Source organism: Halobacillus sp. ABA4_118, from assembly GCF_056160205.1.
Genome location: NZ_JBSWWS010000001.1, coordinates 932637 through 957432, shown reverse-complemented (window position 1 = coordinate 957432; position 24796 = coordinate 932637). Strand labels below are relative to the sequence as shown.

At 49.5% G+C, this 24796-nt stretch carries 20 protein-coding genes; 15 read left to right on the top strand and 5 right to left on the bottom strand.

Translation table 11 applies throughout. The features are described from left to right. Positions 1 to 10 precede the first annotated feature (10 nt). From ACXAGL_RS04700 to ACXAGL_RS04655, 10 genes are all read left to right on the top strand, one after another. On the top strand, positions 11 to 697 hold the full coding sequence (locus tag ACXAGL_RS04700; RefSeq protein WP_474969719.1) for a YesL family protein: 687 nt from the start codon (positions 11 to 13) through the stop codon (positions 695 to 697). A 98-nt stretch (positions 698 to 795) separates the two neighbouring features. Beyond that, positions 796 to 1251, top strand: coding sequence for an N-acetyltransferase family protein (locus ACXAGL_RS04695; protein WP_474969718.1), 456 nt, complete (start codon positions 796 to 798; stop codon positions 1249 to 1251). After that, positions 1244 to 1492, top strand: coding sequence for a hypothetical protein (locus ACXAGL_RS04690; RefSeq protein WP_474969716.1), 249 nt, complete (start codon positions 1244 to 1246; stop codon positions 1490 to 1492). The genes ACXAGL_RS04695 and ACXAGL_RS04690 overlap by 8 nt, the downstream gene beginning before the upstream one ends. A gap of 122 nt (positions 1493 to 1614) precedes the next feature. Next, positions 1615 to 2052: a hut operon transcriptional regulator HutP gene (gene hutP / locus ACXAGL_RS04685; RefSeq protein ID WP_474990167.1), complete on the top strand. Its 438-nt coding sequence runs from the start codon at positions 1615 to 1617 to the stop codon at positions 2050 to 2052. A gap of 124 nt (positions 2053 to 2176) precedes the next feature. Next, positions 2177 to 3718: a histidine ammonia-lyase gene (gene hutH / locus ACXAGL_RS04680; RefSeq protein WP_474990165.1), complete on the top strand. Its 1542-nt coding sequence runs from the start codon at positions 2177 to 2179 to the stop codon at positions 3716 to 3718. Then, positions 3702 to 5375 (top strand): urocanate hydratase, encoded by a 1674-nt coding sequence (gene hutU, locus ACXAGL_RS04675; RefSeq protein ID WP_474990163.1) that lies wholly within the window; start codon positions 3702 to 3704, stop codon positions 5373 to 5375. Before hutH ends, hutU begins: the two co-directional genes overlap by 17 nt. Further along, positions 5368 to 6630, top strand: coding sequence for an imidazolonepropionase (gene hutI, locus ACXAGL_RS04670; protein ID WP_474992335.1), 1263 nt, complete (start codon positions 5368 to 5370; stop codon positions 6628 to 6630). The genes hutU and hutI overlap by 8 nt, the downstream gene beginning before the upstream one ends. Then, on the top strand, positions 6611 to 7549 hold the full coding sequence (hutG, locus tag ACXAGL_RS04665; protein ID WP_474990161.1) for a formimidoylglutamase: 939 nt from the start codon (positions 6611 to 6613) through the stop codon (positions 7547 to 7549). Before hutI ends, hutG begins: the two co-directional genes overlap by 20 nt. Before the next feature lie 508 nt (positions 7550 to 8057). After that, positions 8058 to 8468, top strand: a complete 411-nt coding sequence (locus ACXAGL_RS04660) for a hypothetical protein (RefSeq protein ID WP_474969710.1) — start codon at positions 8058 to 8060, stop codon at positions 8466 to 8468. Positions 8469 to 8532: 64 nt separating this feature from the next. Beyond that, positions 8533 to 10245, top strand: a complete 1713-nt coding sequence (locus ACXAGL_RS04655; protein WP_474990159.1) for an ABC transporter ATP-binding protein — start codon at positions 8533 to 8535, stop codon at positions 10243 to 10245. 80 nt (positions 10246 to 10325) lie between these two features. On the opposite strand, the gene ACXAGL_RS04650 is transcribed toward ACXAGL_RS04655, so the two are convergent. Continuing rightward, complete coding sequence (locus ACXAGL_RS04650; protein WP_474990157.1) at positions 10326 to 11606, bottom strand: hypothetical protein; 1281 nt, start codon at positions 11604 to 11606, stop codon at positions 10326 to 10328. A 537-nt stretch (positions 11607 to 12143) separates the two neighbouring features. Continuing rightward, on the bottom strand, positions 12144 to 13172 hold the full coding sequence (locus tag ACXAGL_RS04645) for a zinc-binding alcohol dehydrogenase family protein (RefSeq protein ID WP_474990155.1): 1029 nt from the start codon (positions 13170 to 13172) through the stop codon (positions 12144 to 12146). 234 nt (positions 13173 to 13406) lie between these two features. Here ACXAGL_RS04645 and ACXAGL_RS04640 point away from each other — a divergent pair, with 234 nt between their 5' ends. After that, a complete protein-coding gene (locus tag ACXAGL_RS04640; protein WP_474969705.1) occupies positions 13407 to 13805 on the top strand; it encodes a winged helix-turn-helix transcriptional regulator in 399 nt (132 codons plus the stop codon). Between the two features lie 30 nt (positions 13806 to 13835). On the opposite strand, the gene ACXAGL_RS04635 is transcribed toward ACXAGL_RS04640, so the two are convergent. Further along, the gene (locus tag ACXAGL_RS04635) at positions 13836 to 14987 is read right to left on the bottom strand and encodes a glycerate kinase family protein (RefSeq protein WP_474990153.1); all 1152 of its coding nucleotides are present in this window, start codon (positions 14985 to 14987) and stop codon (positions 13836 to 13838) included. A gap of 81 nt (positions 14988 to 15068) precedes the next feature. Here ACXAGL_RS04635 and ACXAGL_RS04630 point away from each other — a divergent pair, with 81 nt between their 5' ends. The 3 genes from ACXAGL_RS04630 to mngB all read left to right on the top strand — a co-directional run bounded on the left by ACXAGL_RS04630 (position 15069) and on the right by mngB (position 20525). Continuing rightward, positions 15069 to 15797: a MurR/RpiR family transcriptional regulator gene (locus ACXAGL_RS04630; RefSeq protein ID WP_474990151.1), complete on the top strand. Its 729-nt coding sequence runs from the start codon at positions 15069 to 15071 to the stop codon at positions 15795 to 15797. A gap of 137 nt (positions 15798 to 15934) precedes the next feature. Continuing rightward, entirely contained in the window at positions 15935 to 17878 is a 1944-nt protein-coding gene (gene mngA / locus ACXAGL_RS04625; protein WP_474969702.1) for a PTS 2-O-a-mannosyl-D-glycerate transporter subunit IIABC, read from the top strand. Positions 17879 to 17912: 34 nt separating this feature from the next. Continuing rightward, entirely contained in the window at positions 17913 to 20525 is a 2613-nt protein-coding gene (mngB, locus tag ACXAGL_RS04620) for a mannosylglycerate hydrolase (RefSeq protein ID WP_474990149.1), read from the top strand. Between the two features lie 49 nt (positions 20526 to 20574). Here mngB and ACXAGL_RS04615 read toward each other — a convergent pair whose 3' ends face one another. Then, positions 20575 to 21510: an LCP family glycopolymer transferase gene (locus tag ACXAGL_RS04615; protein ID WP_474969700.1), complete on the bottom strand. Its 936-nt coding sequence runs from the start codon at positions 21508 to 21510 to the stop codon at positions 20575 to 20577. Positions 21511 to 21709: 199 nt separating this feature from the next. Here ACXAGL_RS04615 and ACXAGL_RS04610 point away from each other — a divergent pair, with 199 nt between their 5' ends. After that, positions 21710 to 23038 carry a short-chain fatty acid transporter gene (locus tag ACXAGL_RS04610; protein ID WP_474990147.1) on the top strand — a complete coding sequence of 443 codons (1329 nt, stop codon included), beginning with the start codon at positions 21710 to 21712 and terminating at the stop codon, positions 23036 to 23038. A 437-nt stretch (positions 23039 to 23475) separates the two neighbouring features. On the opposite strand, the gene ACXAGL_RS04605 is transcribed toward ACXAGL_RS04610, so the two are convergent. Further along, the gene (locus ACXAGL_RS04605) at positions 23476 to 24603 is read right to left on the bottom strand and encodes a GGDEF domain-containing protein (RefSeq protein ID WP_474970877.1); all 1128 of its coding nucleotides are present in this window, start codon (positions 24601 to 24603) and stop codon (positions 23476 to 23478) included. Between the last annotated feature and the right edge of the window lie 193 nt (positions 24604 to 24796).

Sequence of the window (24796 nt, the reverse complement as noted above, 5' to 3'; positions counted from 1 at the left end):
GGAAAAAACGATGGAACAGACATCAGGAGTAAGAGGAGGACTATATGCCGTAAGTGAATGGATCAGCCGGCTGGCCCTGGCCAATCTGTCCTGGACATTCTTCAACCTTCCCGTTGGACTGCTGCTGCTGAGTTTGCTGTACAGCTCGGGGTTGCAGGATCTATGGTATCTGCTTCCACCACTGGTGATTCTGCTTCCCGTCGTTTTCTTTCCGGCAACGACTGCGTTGTTTGCCCAGGCACGCGAGTGGGTCCGTAAAGATGAAGAGAAAGCATCCCGGCGTTCTTATTGGAGCTATTATAAGGAAAACTATAAAACCAGTGCGGCGGTTGGAACGTTCCTTACGGTTTTATGGGGACTGCTTGTGGCGGATCTGTACTATTTCTCTGCTGTGAACCAGCTTCTGATGAACGTTTTCCTTGTTCTCGGCATTCTCTTATTCGTGTATACCATCAACTGTTTTTCTGTGATGGTTCACTATGATATGAAAGCCCGGCACGTCATGAAGCAGGCGCTGCTGATTACCATTACAAGTCCTGTTCTGTTTGTGGCTGTTGCGGTAAGTGCAGGGTTTATGCTGATGGTCAGCTTGTATATTTTCCCGCTGATCATCCCGATTTTTACAGGTTCCATCATTGCGTTTCTATCATTTTCCGCCTTTTACCGGGTGTACAGGAAACTAAATACAGAGGACTGACCCGGATGACGCCATCCGGGTTTTCTTTTTTTTTCTGTAAGGTAAAATGGAGGAAGTAATACAAGGGTTCATATCAAACCATAAAGCGGAGGGATAGCATGAAGATTAGGAAACTGGAAAGCTCCGAATATGACCGGGTCCTTTCACACACGCACCAAATGATTTATGAAGGGACCATGCGTACGGTCAAGGTGGGGCAGGAGCAGGCGAAAACTTTCGTCCGGCCGGTTCTTGATGAAGGGGGAACGTACATCATCGCAGAGAACGATCAGGGACAGTTGCTTGGCTGGCTGCTGTCGGGAGAGAAAAGCGATACCTTTTCCGGAGAGAAGTTCGGGTTCATCTATGAGTTGTTTGTTCTTCCGGAATTCAGAGGCCGGGATGTCGGCCGGGCTCTTATGGAAGAAGGGATCAGCCGTCTTCAGCAGCAGTACCGGGAAATCCGCTTGAGCGTCTATGCGGGGAATGACGCATCTAAACTTTATGAATCGCTCGGTTTTCAGAAGAAGACCATAACGATGAGTCTTACGAAAGAAGAGAAAGGAAATGGGTAAGCCGATTTTCTTCCGTTCCATGACAGCTCAGGAGAAAAAAGGATGGAACAAAGGCATTTATGTCGGTTTTTATACGTACCTGATTGTTCTGTTCATCAACTTCTCTTACGAAACCTTTGCTTCCGGATCTCTGTTTTCCGCTCAGATATTATTCTGGTCGGGAATCGCCGCCGCTTTCCTAACCGAACTGATCTATGTGTTTGTGCAGAAGCGGAGACACTCACAGGCCGACCATACATAAAAAATGATCCAGGAAATCGAAAGCGACTTCCTGGATTAGGATTGTATCTTTATAAGAAAACGGTTACAATTTATGCAGTGACTAGTGAATAGACGGAGATTGAAGAAAGGCGGTGATTTAGTGTGCCGCAACAGATTAAGATTGGTAAACTGGCTGTCCTGGCCGCCTCTTTGACAGAAGAAGAACGGTCTGTGTTTGCCGACAGTTTCAATCATGTCCGTTACTGTCAGGGAAAAGCCGGTTCCATGGATGTTCAGAAAATCATCGCTGCTGTAGAAACGGCGGCGAAGCGCAACGGCATCATCAAGGAACATGTCTACAGGGAAACCCATGCGTTGTATCATGCAATCCTTGAAGCACTGCACGGTGTCACCCGGGGGCAGATCGGCGTAGGTATGATGATGCGCACAGTAGGGCTCCGCTTTTCAGTCGTCCGCGGCCGCCCTTATGACCATCCTGGAGAAGGGGAATGGCTGGCCGTTGCGTTTTACGGGACGATCGGCGCTCCTGTAAAAGGTTTGGAGCATGAGACATGTGGACTTGGAATCAATCATATATAAAAGAATAGGTGGCCTGTAGTCATTAGATATGAGAAGGCGGCAATGGTAGGGATTTCGTGCCATTGCCGCCTTTTTTTAAGCCGATCCACCTGAACGATGGGAGAAGTCTGAAAGGGGGATGGCCATGGTCGAATTGGACGGAGATCATTTGACGCTGGAGGAAATGGAGAGGATCTGTGTACACAACGAGCAGGTTCGTGTGGCCCAGGGCAGTCTGATCCGTGTACGTGTGGGAAGAGAGACGGTGGAGAAGATTGTAGCGGACGGACATACGGTTTACGGAATCAATACTGGATTTGGCAAGCTGAGTGACGTCAGGATTGCCGCTGAAGACGTCGATACTTTGCAGCGGCATTTAATCCGGTCGCACGCCTGCGGGGTGGGAGAGCCCTTTCCTGAAGTGATCAGCCGGGCAATGCTTGTACTCAGGCTGAATACGCTTTTGAAAGGGTTCTCAGGGGTCCGGGAGGTCGTAGTTCAACGGCTGCAGTTGTTGATTAATGAGGGGATTCATCCCGTTATTCCTTCGCAGGGATCTCTTGGCGCGTCGGGAGATCTCGCCCCTCTCGCCCATTTAGCGCTGGTGATCATGGGTGAAGGTGAAGTGTTTATTCGCGGCAAACCACGTGCGGCGGCGGATGTTTATACCGAGTTATCGATTCCACCGCTGTCATTAAAAGCGAAGGAAGGGCTGGCGTTGATCAACGGGACCCAGGCCATGACGGCTGTCGGCGTTACAGCCTGGCTTCGGGCGAGAAAATTAGCCGTACAGTGTGACTGGACTGCGGCCGTAACGCTGCAGGCGCTGGAAGGGGTCCGTGATGCCTTTCATCCGAGTATTCATGCTGCACGGGGCTATCCGGAGCAGGAGGCTGTCGCCGAGCGTATCCGGCACCTGACAGATGGAAGTCAGCTGATGACCTACCAAGGCGAAAAGCGGGTACAGGACGCTTATTCGTTACGGTGTATCCCACAGGTTCATGGAGCGACCTGGCAGGTGCTTCACTACGTGAAAGAAAAGCTGACCATCGAAATGAACGCAGCTACAGATAATCCGCTCCTTCTTGAAGGCGGGAGCGTCGTAGTATCCGGAGGGAATTTTCATGGACAGCCAATTGCCCTGGCGATGGACTTTTTGAAAATTGCGCTCAGTGAACTGGCTTCGATTTCCGAGCGGAGAATTGAAAGGCTCGTCAACCCGCAGTTGAATGATCTTCCCGCCTTTTTAAGTCCAGATCCAGGACTGCAGTCGGGGTTCATGATTGTTCAGTATGCGGCAGCCTCTCTTGTCTCAGAAAATAAAACGCTCGCTCATCCAGCCAGTGTGGATTCCATCCCCTCCTCGGCCAACCAGGAAGATCACGTCAGCATGGGAACGACAGCGGCCCGCCATGCCGCTCTTATTCTTGAGAATGTGGAGAAAGTTGCGGCCATCGAACTGATCTGCGGTCTGCAGGCACTCGAATGGCGCGGCATTGACCGGGCATCTCCACGGATCCGGAAGCTGTGGGAGAAAGCCCGGACCGTGGTTGCACCGCTGACGGAGGACAGAATTCTTTCTACAGATATTGAAAAAATGACGGCATGGATGAAAAGTGATTCGTTTGACTGGGAAGAGTGGCGGTCGATTCACGAAGGAGGAGATGCTTATGTCGACAAGCCGTAACATAAAAGCTGCAACTGGACAGACGCTTGAATGTAAGGGGTGGGAGCAGGAAGCTGTCCTGCGTATGCTCTCCAACAATCTTGATCCGGCGGTGGCCGAAAAGCCGGAGGAATTGGTCGTTTACGGTGGAATTGGGAAGGCAGCGAGGAACTGGGAGGCGTTTGATGCCATCGTCCGTGTGTTGAAACGGTTGGAAAATGACGAGACGCTCCTTATCCAATCCGGCAAACCGGTCGGTGTTTTCCGTACCCACCCGGCTGCCCCGCGTGTGCTGCTTTCTAATTCTGTTCTCGTTCCGAAGTGGGCGGACTGGCCCCATTTTCACGACTTGGACAAAAAAGGATTGATGATGTACGGCCAGATGACGGCTGGGAGCTGGATCTATATCGGCTCACAGGGAATTCTACAGGGCACTTACGAAACGTTCGCTTCCTTGGCAGAGAAGCATTTTGATGGCTCCTTAAAGGGAACCATCACCTTGACCGCAGGACTTGGCGGAATGGGAGGCGCGCAGCCGCTGGCCGTGACGATGAACGGCGGCGTCGTCATTGCTGTTGAAGTCGATCAGGACCGCATAGCGAAAAGGCTCTCATCCGGTTACTGTGACAGACGGGCATCAAGCCTCGAAGAAGCGCTTCATTGGGCAGAGGAGGCAAAGCATCAGGGGGAAGCGTTGTCCATCGCCTGCCTCGGCCATGCGGAAGACATTCATAAACAGATCATGGATCAAGGATTTCCGATTGATATTGTGACCGACCAAACATCCGCCCATGATCCGCTGAATGGGTACGTGCCAACAGATCTCTCCATGGACGAAGCGGATAAACTGAGAAAGCAGAACCCGGAATTATATGTGGAAAAGGCTTCCCATTCCATGGCGGAGCACGTCCGGATTTTGCTGGAGTTTCAGAAGCATGGAAGCATTGTTTTTGATTATGGCAACAACCTGCGCCAGGTGGCTTATGATGCCGGCGTCAACGAAGCCTTTGACTACCCGGGCTTTGTCCCCGCGTATATCCGGCCGTTATTCTGCGAAGGAAAAGGACCGTTCCGCTGGGCTGCCTTATCGGGGGATCCGGAAGATATTTACCGCACCGATCAGCTCGTACGCGACCTATTCCCGAATCAGGCCCCGCTCCTCCGCTGGATTGACAAGGCTCAGAAAAGAATCAAATTTCAGGGGCTTCCTTCAAGAATCTGCTGGCTCGGTTACGGGGACCGGTTGAAAATGGGGCTTGGCATCAATGAACTGGTACGGAAGGGAGAATTAAAAGCACCGGTCGTCATCGGCCGGGATCATCTGGACTGTGGTTCGGTAGCCTCTCCCAACCGTGAGACAGAAGCGATGAAGGACGGCAGTGATGCTGTCGGAGACTGGGCGGTATTGAACGCGCTGATCAACACGGCCGCCGGTGGTTCGTGGGTTTCCTTCCATCACGGCGGCGGGGTCGGCATGGGCTATTCGCTTCACGCTGGGATGGTTGCTGTGGCCGATGGGACGGATCTCGCAGAGGAACGTCTGAAACGGGTATTGACCACGGACCCCGGCATGGGCATCTTGCGCCATGCAGACGCCGGCTATGAAAAGGCCGAGCAGGAAGCACGAAGACACCATCTGGATATTCCAATGCTGGGGAGGGAAAAGCATGATGGATGATCAAATCATTGAAAACATCGGTACCCTCCTCCTTCCAAGCGCAGGACCCTTGAAGGGGAAGGCGATGAAGGAGCTGCCAGTCCGTCATCAGGCGGCTATCGCCATAAGGGGAGAGAAAGTCGTCTGGATCGGTTCTTCGGAAGAGGCCCGTGCACGGCAGGCCCGTCAGCGTTTCAATGCTGAAGGCAGAGTCGTATCACCGGGGTTGGTGGACCCACACACCCACCTCGTTTTTGGAGGATCAAGAGAAGAAGAACTGGCGCTTAAACAAGCAGGTACAACGTATCTGGATATTTTGAAAAGTGGTGGAGGCATCCTTTCGACGGTACGTGCAACGCGGCAGGCGGATGAAAGTTCCTTGTATAGAAAAGCTCGTAGGTTTGCCAGTGGTATGGCGGCTTATGGAGTGACTTCGCTGGAAGCGAAAAGCGGCTACGGATTGGATGAGGAAACAGAGTTGAAGCAGCTGGCTGTCATTGACCGGCTGAACAACGAGGGGCTGCTTGATATCGCAGCCACCTTTCTCGGCCCTCATGCCATACCTCCTGAGTATAAAGGGCGGGAAGACGCTTTTCTTGACCAGATGATGGACCTGCTTCCGGTCATTAAACAAAAAACATCGGCGGTTTTTACGGATATATTCTGTGAGACGGGGGTGTTTACGACCGAACAGGGAGCCCGGTTCATGGAGGCTTCGCTGAGCCACGGGTTCCAGGTAAAAATCCACGCGGATGAAATCGACCCGCTGGGCGGCACAGAGCTGGCTGTTCAATACGGTGCGGTATCGGCCGACCATTTGGTGGCGGCATCATCCGAAGGCATCAAACGACTGGCAGCCTCTAACACGATTGCGGTCCTTCTTCCGGGTACAACCTTTTATTTAGGCAAAGACACCTATGCGGATGCGGGAAGGATGATACAGGAAGGGGCGGCCGTAGCCCTGGCGACGGATTTCAACCCGGGCAGCTGTGTTACCCATAATCTGCAGATGATCATGGCGCTGGCCGCTTTGAAAATGAAAATGACGCCGGAAGAAATCTGGAACGCTGTGACGGTCAATGCGGCCCATGCGATCGGCATGGAGAAAGTGGCTGGAAGAATCACGGTGGGCGGGCAGGCCGACCTTGTCTTCTGGGACATTCCGAATTACAAGTACCTTCCTTATCATTACGGCGTGAATCATGCCCGTTCGGTATGGAAGCGGGGGCGGTTAATCTGGGAAAGGAGGGAGGCGGATGTCTTTCCAACACCTTAATCCCGGTCCGGTACGGGGGTTCAAAGACAGGTTCACGACGAAAGTGGAGGAAACGAAGCAGTGGTATGAAAAAGGAAAATCCGGAGATATCGGCCTGCTCGGTCTGCCTTACTCGAAATCATCCATCTCTGCCTCCCAGGCATCGGAAGCCCCGCAGAGCATCCGCCGGGCTCTGGGATTTTATACGACGTATTCCCATGAAAAAGAACAGGACTATACGGATGTGACGATGCTCGACTTCGGAGACGCTCCCGTCCATCCGACAGATACGGAAAAAACGAACGATTTATTGAAGAAGAGTGTGAAGGAAATGCTTGAGGAAGAAGCCTGTACCCGTTACATCCTCCTCGGAGGAGATCACGGGGTCAGTTTTCCTTCTATCACTGCTTTTCATGAGCGTTGGGGCCGTGTCGGTGTGCTTCAATGGGACGCCCATCATGACGTAAGGAACACAGAGGACGGCGGACGGACGAACGGCACCCCCTTTCGCAGCCTGCTCGAATCCAGCATTGTAAGGGGAGAGGATTTGGTCCAGATCGGCATCCGGGACTATTCCAATGCTGAAGCCTATGCGGACTATTGTGCACGCCATGGGGTGGCTGTCTACACGATGGCAGATGTAGTGACGGAGGGCATTGTATCGATCGTGAAAAAAGAGATTCAGCGATTGAAGCAGCAGGTGGATATGATCTATTTATCTGTCGATATGGATGCCGTGGATCAGGCCGATGCTCCCGGATGTCCTGCCATCGGCCCTGGTGGATTGACGTCACGGGAACTGCTGATGAGTGTACAAGCGGCTTCCAAGGATCCTATCGTTACCGCCATGGATATTGTCGAGGTCGATCCATCCAAGGATTTCCGGGATTTGACAAGCCGCCTCGCCGCGCACGTCATGATGCGGTACATGTATCAATAAAAGAGGATCATGAATAAGCAGGACCTGCCCCGGTCCTGCTTTTGATCTGTCCATAGTTCAGGGACATGGTCACGGTCCGCTTATCGGTGGAAGCTGTGCCCGCAGGTGTCACCACCGAACAATGCTCGTAACCTCTCAAACAGGGAAGGGAAAAGTGTTTACATACTGAACCGGGCAGTCTCGCTGACCTTTCAACACCAGGTGAAAACAGCCTGCCGAGTCTCTGGCGTGAGCAATTGGGTGGGAGTGCAGACAGGGAAAGGTCTCTGCGCTCCCGAAGACAGTAGAAAACGATGACTTGAAAGGGTGAAGGCCGGTTGAAGCGCCTCTGTTTCATCGTGTCATCCCTTTCTGCTTCTTTTGATCAATAGTCTTATAATGGATTTTGCAGCGGAACCGCGGCGGAAGCACTACTGGAATCAAAAGGGACTTACTGGAAAACAGCGGGTGTGATATAGTGAGAAAGAACTGAACCATTGATTTTTACAGGATAGGAGAAACATATGCCATGAAAGAAATCATTCTCTTGTTAGCAGAAGTCGTCAACCTATGGCATGACGTCATCGCAAAATTTTCCAGAATGATGGGATGGGAACTCTCAGATAAGGATCTGCATTTCTGGGTAATTGGAATTCTAGGAATCATCGGTCTTATTTTTATAGATGTTCTGTTTCATGCTCTTGCAAAATGGAGTATTACGGTTATTTCCTTTCTTTTCACATTTGCTATGGTGCTTGTCTTCGTTTTTGCGGTGGAAATCCAGCAGAAGATCACAGGCCGTGGCAACATGGAATTTGCGGACGCACTCGTCAGTGTGCTCGGCTTCTTTTTCTTTTGCAGCCTCTACATGATTTTCCGTTTGATTACCAAGGGAATCCAGCGGTACAGGAAGAATAAAGAAGATGAAACCGCCGCTTGAGCGTGCGGTTTTTTTACTCGATTAAAAACGCTGCAGCAGCGTCGTCAGGATGGAGTGGAGGAAGATGCTGAAACGCTTTTTCAGTTATTATCGTCCGCATAGAAAACTGTTTTTCATCGATTTTTTCTGTGCGGTTTTTGTTGGACTGCTTGAACTTGGGTTTCCGATCGCTGTTTCCTGGTTTATTGATGATCTGCTTCCCGAGGGGAACTGGGGAACGATTGTGGCGGTCAGTACCGGGCTGCTGCTTTTATATATGCTGAGTTCAAGTATGCAGTTTGTCGTCAACTACTGGGGGCATAAGCTTGGAATCAATATCGAGACAGATCTTCGCAGAGATTTGTTTCTGCACGTGCAGCGGCAGTCCTTCGGTTTCTTTGATAATACGAAGACCGGAAATATTATGAGCCGGATCACCAACGATCTCATGGACATCGGGGAACTTGCCCATCATGGTCCAGAGGACTTTTTTATAGCCATCATGACCTTTGTCGGTGCTTTCTGGATCATGCTGACCATCAATGTGAAGCTTGCGCTTGTCGCCATCATTATCGTCCCATTCCTCATCTGGCTCATCTATTTTTCCAACATCAAAATGAATGCAGCCTGGACGAAAATGTTCGGCAATATTGCAGAAGTGAATGCACGGGTCGAAGATAGTGTATCCGGGGCCCGTGTCGTGCAGTCATTTACAAATGAAGCGTATGAAATCAAACGCTTCAACACGAACAACCAAATGTTCCGAAAAGCGAAGCTGACCGCCTACAAGGTGATGAGTCTGAATTTGACGGGCATTTATCTGACAACGAGACTGATGACCATCACCATTCTCGTGTACGGCGCCTGGCTCAGTTTTTCCGGTGCTTTAAGCTACGGAGAGCTTGTGGCATTCATTTTGTATTTGAATATTTTATTTAAACCGATCGAAAAAATCAGTGCGCTGCTGGAGTTGTATCCAAAAGGGATGGCCGGCTTCAAGCGGTTTACCCAGTTGATGGATACCATTCCTGATATCCAAAACCGGAGGGGAGCCGTCGACGTTCCTCACCTGCACGGTGACATCCGTTTCCAGAAGGTCACGTTTGGCTATGACGAAAACCGGGAGATTCTAAAGGACTTGAGCTTGTCCGTAAAGACCGGCGAGACAATTGCTTTTGTCGGACCTTCCGGAGCTGGGAAATCGACGATCTGCTCGTTGATTCCTCGTTTTTATGACGTCAAGGATGGCGCGGTTACCATAGACGGCATCGATGTGCGTGACATGACGAAAGAATCGCTCCGTTCCCAGATCGGCATTGTCCAGCAGGATGTCTTTTTGTTCACCGGAACGATAAGGGAAAACATTGCGTACGGACGACTGGATGCCAGCCAGGAAGAAATTGAAGACGCTGTGGAGAAGGCCCATCTGAAAGAGATGATTGAAAACCTGGCCGATGGATATGATACGCAGATTGGAGAGCGGGGATTGAAGCTGTCCGGCGGTCAGAAGCAGCGGCTTGCCATCGCACGGATGTTCTTGAAAAACCCTTCCATTCTCATTTTGGATGAGGCAACATCCGCGCTGGATACTGAAACTGAAACCCAGATCCAAAAGGCGCTCACCGAGCTTTCCAAAGATCGGACGACCTTGATCATCGCCCACCGTCTTGGGACGATAAAAAAAGCCGACCGTATTCTCGTGATTACGGAAGAGGGAGTGGCTGAAGAAGGAAGTCATGAAGAGCTTCTCGGGCGGGAAGCCGGCCTCTTTGCCAAGCTGCACGCCCTCCAGCACTAAAGAAACCGTTCTAGTTAACTAGAACGGTTTTTTTCTTGCCGTCAGGAGCGGAAATCCCTTGAACTGGATATCACCGACTTTTACTGCGCCGCTTTTTCCTGATCCTCCCTGGAAGGACGTTTTTTTTCCGGCGAAACTTCCTGCTTATCCTTTTTCTCTCTCTGTTTCTTCGTTTCTTGTTTCCTGGCTGTTTCCGTTTCCTGATCTGTATCCGCATCTTTATAGCGCTGCTGCTGGCGGTAGCCGTAGGTGGAGGACAGCACGACTTCTTCATTTTCAAGGGCTGAGCCGAGCGCGCCGATAATGATGGATATGCTGGTAGCCGTCCAGGCGATGTAGAAATAATTATCGTAACCGACAGCGCCGGAAACTTCCGACTCCAACAGCCCCATTGGGATGAAGACGACAACGGCAACCGAAAACATTACAAAGAGGATGAAGTAATAGATGACAACGGTTACCCCGAGCGTAAGCAGCGTGGTCATATTGTACAGTTTCCGGAGATAGGGGGCCCGGTCTTTCCGTTGCTTTTCCCATAAATTGTGAGCAAGGATGATCCAGCCGACCATTAACGAAATGGACAGGATGGTAAGCAGAAGCATCCGCCAAGAACTGTAATTATTGCTCAACCGCCATAACGTCGGGAACACAAGGGCGTAGGAACCGGTGGCAAAGGCGAAGATGATGACCTTCATAAAGGCGGGGAAAATCGCCCATGGGCGGTTGGCCCGCACCATCCCGGTCAATACTCTTAACGCACCACTGATTCGGGACTGGACGATGAACCGCACGTCCATATACGTATCCTCTTCATCCGGTGTCACCCGTTTAATGGGGGAGAATCGGTCTATTCCACGTTTTTCCACAAGCCGTCGGGAGCCTTTTTTCTTTAAATTTTTATGTTCGCCATCTTTTTTTGACTGCAGCCTCTCCTGCGCCTTTTCTCTGTCTTCTTCACCGCTTCCATAGTACATTTCATTAACGAGCTGCAGAATCGACTGCCGGACACGTTTTAATAGAGGTGTGGATCCGAGACCGGGGAGGGTAATGATGCCAATTTTGTCATTGGTTGATGCTTCAGCCATAATCGGCTTCCGATCATGAAAGAAAGGAAGATCGGTCAGACAGACGATATAATCCCAGTCTTCTTCTTCTTTCTTTTTTAAGCCGGCTTCGAATACTTCCTCCGGGTCTTCCGTGACGCCGGTCAAAGGATCGATTAAGGCTTCGACCTGCCATTCACAGTCGTCTTTCACGTAATATTTGAGCATATCTGGAAGTTGCTCGCTGATTGTTTTACTGAGCTCCTTGGGATAACCAGGCGGTGTGACAATCCCAAGTGATCGTTGATGTTCACTCATATATGGTCATCTCCTGTTTGTAGGTTGGGTTTGTACAATATGAAATACCCTTTGGATCCGCTTCCTATGCAGGATTTCCCTATAAATTATATAAAAATAATAAATAAAGCGCGCGGACAGACGAACGTTAAGGGTGAAAATGAAACTCCCGTGAACGAATGTCCACGGGAGACTGGTGTGCAGATAGTGATAGTATGTATCCGCATAGGGATAAAAGGGGGATCTCCTTAAAAGGTATACCCCTCCCTTTAGAGCATAAACATCCATTTTTCATATAGGAACATAATAGAGAGAGTGAATGAACATGCATTGAACTTTTTTTAAACGCACGCCAACCAATCATCGTAAGTTGAATAATCACACCAATAACTGTGAATACGAAGAGAGATTCAAAGATTTCCAATGGATGTAAACATAAATAGGAAGGACCCGGAGGATTTCCCTCTCCGATATAAGCGGAAACGAGGTTTTCCAGAACGCCTGTTTCAGCCGGTGAAAGTATCCAGTAAAAAACCTCCGCCCCTATGGGCGGAGGTTTTAAGATTCAAAAGATTCCACAACAATTTTTCCGATGGCTTTCCCGGATTCAAGCTTCTCATGAGCTTTTTTCATGTTTGCGGCATGGATCGGAGAAAGGGTTTCATTCAACGTCGTCTGTATGTTCCCTTCATCAATAAGACCGGAAATCTCATTGAGGAGTTCATGCTGTTTGATCATATCATCGGTTTGATACATCGGACGTGTAAACATCAACTCCCACACAAATGTTGCACTTTTACTCTGCAGCATGGTTAAATCAACGGGTTCCGGCATCTCTACGATGGAACAGATTTTCCCTTGAGGAGCGATGGATTCTGCCATGTTACTCCAGTGCTGCTCTGTTGCATTCAGGCAGAAAATAAAGTCCACCGTTTCGATTTGGATTTCCTTCAGCTGGGAAGAAAAGTCGTGATAGTGATTGATTGTGAAATCAGCTCCCCGCTTCTTCGCCCATTTCTCTGTTTCCGGACGTGAGGCTGTACCGACAACCGTAAGCCCGGCCCGCTTCGCCAGCTGGGTGGCAATGGATCCGACACCACCGGATGCACCGATAATCAGAATAGACTTCCCTTTATTATCTTCTGGGTGATGACTGACTTTTAAACGATGAAACAGGGCTTCGTAGGCTGTAATCGTTGTTAATGGAAGAGCGGCGCTTTCTGCAAAGGATAAGGAAGCCGGTTTCTTTCCGACAATGCGTTCGTCTATGAGGTGGAATTCACTGTTCCCGCCTTGCCGGGTAATATCTCCGGCATAGTAGACGTGGTCGCCTTTTTTGAAGAGGCTGGTTTCAGCTCCGGTTTCCACGACAACGCCGGCAACGTCCCATCCGAGGACCTTGGCTTCTGTTTCCGTGTCACCATTCGCTCTTACTTTGTAGTCGACAGGATTGACTCCGACGGCTTCCACGCGTACGAGTAAATCACGACCTTCGGCTTTCGGTTTGTCCAGTTCCAAGTCGATCAGGCTTTCCTCATGGTCGACAGGCAGATGTTTATATAATCCAACAGCTTTCATTTTACTCATCACTCCCACATCCTTTCTCATCATCCATAGCTTTCGGTGTTAGAGTTCCTATTTTGATCGTAAAGGATTCTTTATATTTTTTGAAGTACGCACATTTTTGTGGGAAAGTATCAAAAAGGATACCTGCTGGGAAAGACTTCTGCTCCTCTTCACACATGAACTTATGGTATAGTGACAGTATATAAAAAGGGATTACAATTGAAATGTTTCCTATAGAACAGGGGAGGGGCCTCTATGAGTGCAGAAAAAAAAGATCAGACGGTTGGGAAACCTTTCTTGAACCAATATTCCTGTCCCGTAGAAGGAACGGTCCACGTCATCGGCGGGAAATGGAAAAGTGTCATCATTTTTCATCTGCTGGATGGAACGAAGCGGTTCAATGAGCTCAAAAGGCTGAACAGCGGCATTACCCAGCGGATGCTGACGCTGCAGCTGAGAGAGCTGGAGGCAGACGGGATTGTGCACAGAGAAGTGTATCCAGTTGTTCCTCCGAAAGTAGAATATTCCTTGACGGAGTTTGGTTTCTCCTTGAAGCCGATCGTCGTCATGATGCGGGAGTGGGGAACGGAGAACATGGAGAAGGTCCTTTCCCACAGGGAATCGTATCAGGAAATGGAAAAGAGGAATGGATGAAGATCCATTCCTCTTTTTCTATCCGTCCCCTCAAGTCCCTATACCTGTTTTAACGGTCAGGAGCCGGCCGATCTGTTCAGCTGTCTCCGCTAGATTGTCCCGGGCTGTGTCCGGATTCAAAGCGTCCTGTAAGGAGGAAGGTCCTCTCATGATCGAAAAGCAGGCATCGATTCCTGCACCATGAAGTCCTTTTTCAACACCTGTAATGTCCCCGGCAAGAGCGATGACGGCTCCGCCCTGCTGTTTAGCACGTTCCGCTATGCCGGATGGAGCTTTTCCCATTGAACTCTGGGCATCAAGTTTTCCTTCTCCGGTAATGATGAGATCGGCTTCGGCTATGCGCTCATCCATCTTTACCTCATCGAGTATGAACTGGACACCAGACTGCAGGGAAGACTGGAGAAATCCTGAGAAGGCGGCTCCAAGCCCACCCGCCGCACCACTTCCTGCGGTGTCTTGAAGGTCCAGCCCCAGCTGTTTTTGTACAATGTCAGCGAAATGCTTCAGTCCTTCATCAAGGAGAGAGACTTCCTCAGGGGATGCCCCTTTCTGAGGAGCAAAGATGTGAGCGGCCCCGTTTGGGCCATAAAGTGGATTGGAGACATCGCACATCGTGTGAATGACAACATCCTTCAGCCGGGGATGGACATGAGTCGTATCGATGTGAGCCAGTCGTGATAAATGACGGCCCCCATCACCGATACTCCGGCCATCCGCGTCCAGAAATTGAAAACCGAGGGCCCGGAGCATCCCGGTGCCTCCGTCTGTCACTGCGCTTCCTCCAAGCCCGACGATCATTTCCCGGCAGCCCTTTTCAAGAGCTTCGACCATAAGCTCTCCGACGCCGTAGGAGGTAGCGGATAAGGCATTTCTTTCTTCTTCGTTGACAAGCGGAAGTCCGCACGCTTCCGCTACCTCAATGACAGCGGTGGTGTCCTGGTGGATGATTCCATAGGCTGCTTTGACCGGACGTCTGAGAGGACCGCAGACGTTTTTATAAACGACTTTTCCTCCTAGAGCAGATACGAGTGCATCCATAGTGCCTTCACCTCCATCTGCTACAGGGATGGTATCAACGCTGAATGAATCGGAGGCGTTGATCAGTCCTTTCTGGACCGCTGCGTTCGCTTCCCTTGAGGATAAGCTACCTTTAAAAGAATCCAAGGCTACTAAAATATTCATGGGGGATCCCTCCGATAGAATGATTAAAAAAACACGGTTTATGTCTGCTATAATAGATGCAACAAAATGAGGTGAACTGACATGAGATTTGAAGAACGTGTTCATAAATATGAATATAAGCTGAATGATACCGATGACCAGATCATTGACTACATCCTTCAATATAAAGAAGATGTGACCGGCGGATCCATCCAACTGCTTGCTTCACAGGCCTATACTGTCCCCAATACCATTACAAGGCTTTCGAAAAAACTCGGCTACGACGGATTCTCTCATATGAAGAACAGTCTGAAAGTAGAACTCGAAGAACCGTATGAAGTCCCGGATGACGATTCCTATTCTTTAATCCAGAAAACCTTTGAAATCCTTGATCAGGACCGGATGATGGAAGCGGCTCGTCAGCTTGCGGAGTCCAAACAGGTGCTTCTTTTCGGGCTTGGAGATTCTTCGGACCTCTGCGAAATGATGGCCAGAAACCTCCGGGTGGTCGGCAAGCCGACGAGCCATCACATTCACCGGCACGAAATCCTCCACAGTCTGGACCAGGCCAATCAGCAGAGCGTCCTTTTCTTAATCAGCCTTTCCGGAGAAACGCCGCTTGTCCTGGAGGCGGCCGAAAAAGCCGCGGAAAAAAAGATTCCTATTATATCCTTGACTCATTTTACGAAGAACCCGCTGCAGGCGATGGCGGCCATCAATCTCTATTGTTATGCACCGAAAAAAACGAAAAACGGCTACAACATAACGGGACGGACGCCGGTCATGGTTGTTTTAGAAACATTATCCCAGTATTTTTGGAAATCTTACTGAAGTTGTTTCCGCATACACAAGAAAACGCTTTAATAAGAAAAAGATGTGTAAAAATAAGAAGAATCCATCTTCTTATTTTTTTTTTGCTAAGATAAAGCCAAGTGATGAAAACACTTACAAAGCGGAGGTGGAACAGAATGGAATTAAGAAAATTGACCTCACCCCATTTGATAAGTACGAAAATACATCTTGCTTCGAAGCAGGAAGCCATTGAGTATTTAGTCAAACAGCTGGATGAGGAGGGAAAGCTTCATTCCAAGGACGAATTTTTGAAAGCGGTTCAAGACAGAGAAGAGCTATCCCCGACTGGATTTGAAGGAGGCCTCGCAATCCCGCACGGGAAATCGACGGCCGTGAAGGAAGCGGCTTTCGCTGTAGCGACGGTTGAAAAACCACTGACGGACTGGGAGAGCATCGACCCTTCCAATCAGGTCGAACTCATTATCCTGTTAGCGATCCCGGATCAGGAAGCAGGATCCACGCACTTATCTTTATTATCTGAATTTGTCACCCGTTTATCAGACGACGCGTATAAACAAGGGCTTTTGAACGCTTCTTCAAGCGAAGAGCTATTTGAACGGCTTGATGCGGTAGGAGAAGAAGCAGAGGAATCAGAGGAGAACGCAGAACAATCAGCGGAAAGCCGTCTCATTCTAGCCGTCACCGCCTGTCCAGCCGGAATTGCCCATACGTATATGGCCGCGGAAGCGTTGACGAAGGCAGGAAAAGAGATGGGTTATAGAGTTCTCGTAGAAAAACAGGGAGCCAACGGTATTGAAGACCGTCACACGAAACAGAACTTAAGAAAAGCGGATGCGGTCATTTTTGCTAATGACGTTGCTGTCAAAGATGAAGAGCGCTTTGCTCACCTGCCGAAAGTGAAAACGTCGGTAGCAGCGCCACTCCGGGATGCCCGCGGAATATTGGAAAAGGCGGAAGCAAAAGCAGCCGGTTATGTGAAGGATGAACAGGTTTCCGAAGCGGCTGCGGCTGATGATACGGAAGAGGAACAGGATGGAAAAGGGTTTAAAGCAGAAATCAAGGATTCCATCCTTACCGGGATTTCCTACATCATTCCGATCATCGTTGCCGGTGGGATGACGCTCGCTGCGGCTGTGTTAATCTCGCAGGCTTTCGATCTGCAGACGCTCTATGATACGGAAGGTTCATGGCTCTGGATGCTCCGTCAGCTCGGCGGTGGTCTTCTCGGTCAGCTGATGGTGCCGATTCTGGCCGCCTATATGGCCTACTCGATTGCAGATAAACCGGCGCTTGGACCTGGTTTTGCTGCTGGTGTAGCTGCCAACTTGATCGGCTCCGGGTTTCTCGGCGGGATGCTCGGTGGTTTCCTAGCCGGATTCTTCCTGAAATTCTTGAAAAACAAAATCAAGCCCAAAGGTACATTTGCCGGGTTCATCAGCTTCTGGGTCTATCCCGTCCTTGGTACGCTTGTGGTTGGATCGATTATGCTGTTCGTCATCGGAGAACCACTGGCCTGGATCAATAACGGTCTGATCAACTGGCTTGGAAGCTTATCGGGAGCCAACGCCCTGATTCTTGGAGCGATCCTTGGCGCTATGGTTTCCTTCGATCTGGGAGGACCTGTCAACAAAGCCGCCTATACGTTCTGTATCGGAGCGATGGCGAGCGGTAACTTTATTCCTTATGCAGCCTTTGCTTCGGTTAAAATGGTGTCCGCTTTTGCTGTCACTGGAGCTACGATTCTCGGGAAGAAATATTTCTCCCTTCAGGAACAGGAAATTGGAAAACAGACGTGGCTGCTCGGCCTTGCCGGCATTACGGAGGGAGCGATTCCATTTATGATCAATGATCCGCTTCGTGTCATTCCTTCCCTGGTAGCCGGTTCTGCGGTGACGGGAGCCATTGTCGCCTACTTTGACCTTGGATTGAATGTACCGGGCGCCGGCATCTTCTCCCTCGCTCTCCTTCAGGGACAGCCGATTCTGCTCGCTGCAAGTCTCTGGTTTGGCGCGGCTCTGCTCGGCGCATTGATTTCTATGGTTCTATTGATCGCAACAAGAAAAAGGAAAATAACGAAAGAAGCGGCTGCTGCCGCCTGATAGAGAAGTACGAATGAATAAGGAGGATATCGAAATGAAGCAGGCCCACATTGTACCGCATATGCACTGGGACAGAGAATGGTATTTTACAACAGAGGAGTCCCGTATCCTCTTGGTGAACAACATGGAAGAAATTATGGATAAGCTTGAGAACGATCCTGACTATCCCTATTATGTGCTCGATGGACAGACATCCATTTTGGAAGATTACTTTGCTGTAAAGCCGGAAAATAAAGAGCGGGTCCGAAAGCTCGTCCAGGAAGGGAAGCTGATCATCGGACCGTGGTATACGCAGACCGATGAAATGGTGGTCGGAGCTGAATCCATCGTCCGCAACCTGTTGTATGGCCATAAGGATTCAGAAGCCTTCGGGGCGCCGATGAAAATCGGCTACCTGCCGGATTCGTTCGGTCAGTCGGCTCAGATGCCTCAGATTTTCAACGGCTTTGACATCCAATATTCAATTTTCTGGCGCGGTACATCGGAGCGTCACGGCACGGATAAAACAGAATTCCACTGGGAAAGTGAGGACGGATCCAGCGTCCTCGTCCAGCTCTTCCCACTCGGCTATGCCATCGGGAAATACCTGCCGGAGGATGAAGAAGCGCTCCAGAAGCGGATGGATAAGTATTTCCGTGTACTCGACCGCGGGGCTACGACCGATCACATCATCCTTCCCAATGGACATGACCAGATGCCGATTCAGGAAAACATTCACACGATCATTGAAAAGCTGCAGCGGCTTTACCCTGACCGGGAATTTTTCTTAAGCCGCTATGAAAATGTATTTGAGGAACTGGAGAAGAACGACGACCTGCCGTTGTTATCCGGAGAGTTTCTTGATGGAAAATATATGCGTGTACACCGCAGCATCTACTCCACAAGAAATGATATCAAAGCAGCGAATACACGCGTGGAAAATAAGCTGACCAACGTGTTGGAGCCGCTGGCGTCCATGGCCTATTCGCTCGGCTTCGAATACCATCACGGACTGATTGAATTGATCTGGAAGGAAATGATGAAAAACCATGCCCATGACAGTATCGGATGCTGCTGCTCTGATAAGGTGCACAGGGAAATCCTCAACCGCCTGTTTCTGGCTGAGGAAAAAACGGATCAGCTGATCGAATTTTATAAGCGTAAAATTACGGATGCGGTCCAAGCGGAGCATGATGTCGTTTCCGCCTTCAACTTCCTCCCTTATGAGCGCGGGGAAGTCATTACAGATAAAGTCGTGACGAAGCTGGAATCCTTCGTCATGGAGGGTCATGACGGCCGGGAAGTTCCTTTCGAAGTCCTGGAGAAAAACATTCTTGATCCAGGTCTCATTGACCGTCAGATTGTCCACTATGGCAACTATGATCCGTTTTATGAATATACCATTCAATGGAAGGACACCCTCCCTTCCATGGGGTACAAGACGTATGAAATCAAACCGGAAGAAGGAGCGCTTGCTGCTGCCGGCCCGCATCAATCAGATAAACGGGAAATCGAGACCGATCACTACCGGATTCAAGTGAACAGCAACGGTACACTCACCATTTACGACAAAAGGAACAACGTCGAAATCCAGGATGTTCTGCTTCTGGAAAACGGCGGTGATGATGGGGATGAATATGACTATTCCCCGCTTGAGAATGAGACGTTGATCTATAGTCGTTCGATGGAAGCAGACGTTCAAGTGTATGAAAATGATTACAGTGCCAGGCTGGATATCGCGTTGCAATTACCTGTACCCGCCAACTTGGAAAGCCGGAAAGCTGGGAAAATCGACAGCTTCGTATCTGTTCAATGGCACTTACACATTGCGAAGCATAAGCCGGTCATTGAGGTGAAAGCAGACATTAACAACCAGGCCGGGGATCACCGTCTGCGCGCCCTCATTCCAACACAGATTGCCTCCGCTTTCTCATGGTCGGATAATCAATTCGGCATGATCAAACGCGATGTCGTCGACAGCGCGATGGATTATTGGGAAGAGGAAGACTGGGATGAACGCCCGGATTCCATTTATCCGATGCTGTCCTATGTCGGTTTATCAGACGACAAACGCGGGGTCACGCTGCTTACGAACAGCGTTCGTGAATATGAAATCATCGGAGATTCCTTTGATACGATCGCAGTCACGCTGTTCAGGAGTGTCGGCGTATTAGGAAAAGAAGAGCTGGTGAGGCGTCCGGGACGTCCATCAGGAATAAAACTTCCGACACCGGACTCCCAGATGATCGGCCGTCTGGAACTTGACTTTGCACTGGTGCTTCATGAAGGATCACTCTCAGATGCCGGGGCAGGGAGAATCGCGAAAGAGTATACAACCCCTGTGGAGATTTATAATAGAATTCCTTACAATGCAATGAAACTGAATGAATCCGGCCTCGTGACCCCGGGATCGTATTCACTGCTGAAGGAAGGAAATGAAGGAGCCGTTCTAAGTACGCTCAAAAAAGCAGAAGATGAGGAACGTCTGCTGCTGCGCTTTTTCAATCCGAAAGAAGAGGAGCAGGAAGCAGAATTTCACCTTTCCTCCCATTCGGAGAACATCCAGGAGGCGAAATTGAACGAGGTGCCTCAGGAAACGTTGCTGCACCAACAAGGAAGAGTCTCTCTATCCTTGAAGCCGAATCAGGTGACATCCATCTTGTTTTAACATAAAGAAAGCCCCGTCTTCGTAAAGACGGGGCTTTCTTTATGGTTGATCAGGAACCGAAGTTCACAATCATATCATGGGTTTTCTGAATTTCAGCATCAGACATGAAAATCAGGTACATGCCGTTCACCATCTGTCCATCTCCGGACATTTGGTAGGTGGACGTGTTTTTACGGGCGCTGCTGTAGTTCGTCGCCAGACGCCTCATATCAGAGAACTGCATGTTCGTACTCACATTATCTCCAAGCACATCCATCACATTTCCCACCTTATTCACCGCATCAAGGCTTGCTCCTTTATCAATAATACCAGTGATAACCTCGCGCTGGCGCTCGTTACGGCCGAGGTCTCCATTTGGATCGTCTTTCCGCATCCGGACATAGGACAGAGCTTCCTGTCCATCAAGCTCAAGCTCGCCTTCTTCAAAGGTGTAATTGCCGGACGTAAAGGTCATATCGTTCTGAACCGTTACACCGTTGACAGCATCCACAACCTGGGACAGGCCTTCCATGTTCACACGAATATAATAGTCCAGGTCGATATCAAGGAAATTTTCCACCGTATTAACCGCCATGTCACTTCCGCCATAGGCGTAGGCATGGTTGATTCTCGTCACGCGGCCGTCATTGGCGATTTCCGCCCGTGTATCACGGGGAATGCTGACCATCTGCATCTGGTCATTGTTCGGATCAAGCGTCATCACAATCATCGTATCGGAACGACCGACGTCATTTTCGCGTTCGTCGACGCCCAGCAGAAGGATATTGATCGGGTCTTTATTGTCTACTTTTGCTTTCGTTTCGTCATTATCAATGGAAGCCACACTTTCGTGTAAATCTTCATTCACTGTTGTGCGGACATCCTGCAGGATCATATATGCATAAACTCCTCCTGCGACAAGGATCAGTGCCAGTGCAGCCAGGAGGATTCTCCAGCGTTTTTTCTTTCTGCGCTTTTTCTTCTTGGAACGTCTGCGCTCTTCCATACCCCCACCTCTTTCATTCAAACTACTTCTATTATACGATTTTTGTAGAACCTTGTAAAAATAATCCTGCATTTTGTCTTGGGAGAAAAGTCATTCTGATCATTCGTGGAAATGGGAAATTCATTTGTAGAGAAGGAAAATGGTGTCGCATAACGAAATGGTACCGTGGGTCTTTATCTACCAACCAAAGGAGGATTTGATGTTAAAACGAGCCATTCATGTATCCAACACACTCATGCAGCGTTACCTGCCCGATCCCTTTCTTTTCGTCATTCTATTAACGATGGTGGTCTTCGGGTTAGGGTTGATTTTTACACCAAGCACGCCTGTCCAGATGGTGCAGTACTGGGGGGAAGGGTTTTGGAACCTTTTATCGTTCTCCATGCAGATGGTGCTCGTACTTGTCACCGGCTTTGTTCTGGCGAGCAGTCCGGTGTTTAAAAGGGCGCTCGGACGACTGGCATCTACAGCCCGCACACCGGGCCAGGCTGTTGTCATTGTGACGGTTGTTTCCCTGGCAGCCAGCTGGATCAACTGGGGGTTCGGACTTGTCATCGGAGCCTTATTCGCAAGAGAGCTTGCCAAAAGAGTGGAGCGGGTGGATTACCGGCTTTTAATTGCAAGCGCTTACTCTGGGTTCCTTGTCTGGCATGGGGGACTGGCCGGTTCTATACCACTGACGATCGCCACACCTGATCATTTCACAGCAGATTCCATCGGGATCATCCCCGCTTCAGAGACGATATTTGCCGGATTCAACCTTGCGATAACAGCCGCGTTATTCATCGCTGTACCACTTTTGAACAGGAGGATGTCACCAGCAGAGGAAGAAAGGTTTGTCATCGACCGTTCCCTGCTTGAGCAGCCTCGTCATCAGGAGGCAGCCGGGCTGGAGGCGGACGCCCTGACACCGGCCGTCCGCATGGAAAACAGCCGGATTCTTTCCATGATCATCGGAGGACTTGGCGTTGGATTTCTCGTGTACTATTTTGTTACGACCGGTTTTCAATTGAATCTGAACATCGTCAACTTTGCTTTCTTATTTATGGGGATCCTTTTCCACGGCACGCCCAGGCATTTTTTGGACGCTGTGAGCGATGCGGTGAAAGGGGCGGGAGGCATTATCATCCAATTTCCGTTTTATGCAGGAATTATGGGGATGATGGTCGCATCCGGATTGGCAGCGCTTATGTCAGAAGCGTTTGTGTCCATCTCCACCCCCTTTACGTTTCCCTTCTTTGCCTTTTTAAGTGCAGGGATCGTGAACTTTTTCGTCCCGTCCGGTGGAGGACAGTGGGCAGTGCAGGCACCCATTATGCTGGATGCCGCCCAGCACCTCGGAGTATCGATACCAAAAACGGCCATGGCAGTCGCCTGGGGAGACGCATGGACCAATATGATTCAACCCTTCTGGGCCCTGCCGGCACTTGCGATTGCAGGATTGAAGGCGAAGGATATTATGGGCTTCTGTCTCATCGTCCTTTTTGTAAGCGGTATCATAATTTCACTCGGGTTACTGTTCTTATAAATAAAAAAGCTCTGCCGAAAAGGCAGAGCTTTTTTATGGTGCCTCCAGGAGAATAGCCCCTTTTCTTTGGGTGGACGAACCTCCGAGTGTCCACGGGTAAACTACCTTGTGGGGCCTGGACCATCTGTTTTCCGCAGGTGTGGAACGATCTGAGCTCCTTTCAAGAGAAGGTTAATGCCATAGTCAGTACCTGCATACGAATGGTACTGAATTCTCTTATAAGTGATAAAGCTTGTTGTTCTAGATATATGAGCTTTAAGAAAACGCCTATTTTTTAGATCATCATTCGGTGAAGTCACGAGGAGCGTTCGGTGGTGACGCCTGCGGCAAGCATCCACCGATAAGCGGAACGTGACCACTCACACAACATACAGATAACTCTAATGGAACGTTTTTTACAGCCTGGCAGGGTGTGAAAGACAAAGCATTTTGTGAATTTACATCAAGTAAGTCCGGTGATCAGCCTGAACGAATCCACCGGCGGTGAAAGAGACAACACGATTCCGCCCCAGCTGTTTCGCCTGATATAACGACTGATCGGTCAAATCAATGATCTCCTGCCTGTCTTCCGTTGTAGATGGATACGTGCTCGCCCCGATGGAAACCGTTATCGGAATATGCGATGTGGCATTGATCCAGAAGGTATGGGCCATCACTTCGCTCCGGATCCGTTCGGCAATGGCACAGGCACAGGAATTGGAGCAGTCCGGAAGAATGACAGAAAACTCTTCCCCACCGTTCCTGGAAACGATATCTGAGTTTCTTGTATGTTCCTGAAGAAGACGTCCGAGCTGCTTGAGTACCTGATCTCCAGCCGGATGACCATACGTATCATTCACATCCTTGAAGTGGTCCACATCAATGATAAGAAGGGACAACTCCTTCTTTTTCTTTTCGCTCTCCTCAAGCTGCTGGTTCCAGTGGAAATCGAACTGCCTCACATTGTTCAATCCTGTCAGATGGTCGATGGAAGCTTTTTGCTCATAGCTCTTAAAAAGAGAGTGGGACCGGTCGAGGTATTGAATGAGATAAATGATCCCCACACCGCCAAGACAGCTGATCACCCAGTATACAGGGAGCAGAGTTTCAAGAAGACTCCAATCCCTTACGACCACAGAAAGCACAATGGAAAAGACGAGGTTGGAATAAAAAATCATGTAAAAGCCTGAAATATAGCGGGGCTGATGACTTTTTCTCATTCGATCAATCACGATGATGCCGGCAAGGGTCACGATCATGAAAATAATGGCCGCCAACGATGAAAGGTTGAAGCCATGAAGGAAACGTCCGGCAATAATGAGGATAGTGCCGATAACGGCCGGCCGGACACCGCTGATTAACAGAATCATAAGGACGGGAACATGCCGCAGGTCCACAATCGTCAAATCAGTCACCTGAATGGAATAATACATCATTAAGTTTCCCATTATACCGGCCGCGACTCCATCAATCAGGCAGATCACCTTTAGTGGCAGATGTTTTTCAAGGGTGTGCCATCTTAATTGAAGATAGGAGAAAAACAAAGCGGTCAGGATGCAGATATTGACAAAAAAATCGGATACCATGGAACATCAACTCCCCATTGTACAAAAAATGTGAACGTTCGTTTAGTCGCATTGCGTCGAATAAAATACAGTAATCTTCCCTCTCATATTACCATGATATTCCTTTGCGAAGAGCGTCCGGTGCGCTAAATAGGTCTTTACACCTATATAAAATCTATGTAGAATTATGGTAAATAATATAAAAGGGATCATT

Bases quoted from the DNA above. Each gene is read 5' to 3' on its own strand.
- ACXAGL_RS04700 (WP_474969719.1), top strand. From the start codon at position 11: ATGGAACAGACATCAGGAGTAAGAGGAGGACTATATGCCGTAAGTGAA.
- ACXAGL_RS04695 (WP_474969718.1), top strand. From the start codon at position 796: ATGAAGATTAGGAAACTGGAAAGCTCCGAATATGACCGGGTCCTTTCA.
- ACXAGL_RS04690 (WP_474969716.1), top strand. From the start codon at position 1,244: ATGGGTAAGCCGATTTTCTTCCGTTCCATGACAGCTCAGGAGAAAAAA.
- hutH (WP_474990165.1), top strand. From the start codon at position 2,177: ATGGTCGAATTGGACGGAGATCATTTGACGCTGGAGGAAATGGAGAGG.
- hutU (WP_474990163.1), top strand. From the start codon at position 3,702: ATGTCGACAAGCCGTAACATAAAAGCTGCAACTGGACAGACGCTTGAA.
- hutI (WP_474992335.1), top strand. From the start codon at position 5,368: ATGGATGATCAAATCATTGAAAACATCGGTACCCTCCTCCTTCCAAGC.
- hutG (WP_474990161.1), top strand. From the start codon at position 6,611: ATGTCTTTCCAACACCTTAATCCCGGTCCGGTACGGGGGTTCAAAGAC.
- ACXAGL_RS04660 (WP_474969710.1), top strand. From the start codon at position 8,058: ATGAAAGAAATCATTCTCTTGTTAGCAGAAGTCGTCAACCTATGGCAT.
- ACXAGL_RS04655 (WP_474990159.1), top strand. From the start codon at position 8,533: ATGCTGAAACGCTTTTTCAGTTATTATCGTCCGCATAGAAAACTGTTT.
- ACXAGL_RS04650 (WP_474990157.1), bottom strand. From the start codon at position 11,606: ATGAGTGAACATCAACGATCACTTGGGATTGTCACACCGCCTGGTTAT.
- ACXAGL_RS04645 (WP_474990155.1), bottom strand. From the start codon at position 13,172: ATGAGTAAAATGAAAGCTGTTGGATTATATAAACATCTGCCTGTCGAC.
- ACXAGL_RS04640 (WP_474969705.1), top strand. From the start codon at position 13,407: ATGAGTGCAGAAAAAAAAGATCAGACGGTTGGGAAACCTTTCTTGAAC.
- ACXAGL_RS04635 (WP_474990153.1), bottom strand. From the start codon at position 14,987: ATGAATATTTTAGTAGCCTTGGATTCTTTTAAAGGTAGCTTATCCTCA.
- ACXAGL_RS04630 (WP_474990151.1), top strand. From the start codon at position 15,069: ATGAGATTTGAAGAACGTGTTCATAAATATGAATATAAGCTGAATGAT.
- mngA (WP_474969702.1), top strand. From the start codon at position 15,935: ATGGAATTAAGAAAATTGACCTCACCCCATTTGATAAGTACGAAAATA.
- mngB (WP_474990149.1), top strand. From the start codon at position 17,913: ATGAAGCAGGCCCACATTGTACCGCATATGCACTGGGACAGAGAATGG.
- ACXAGL_RS04615 (WP_474969700.1), bottom strand. From the start codon at position 21,510: ATGGAAGAGCGCAGACGTTCCAAGAAGAAAAAGCGCAGAAAGAAAAAA.
- ACXAGL_RS04610 (WP_474990147.1), top strand. From the start codon at position 21,710: ATGTTAAAACGAGCCATTCATGTATCCAACACACTCATGCAGCGTTAC.
- ACXAGL_RS04605 (WP_474970877.1), bottom strand. From the start codon at position 24,603: ATGGTATCCGATTTTTTTGTCAATATCTGCATCCTGACCGCTTTGTTT.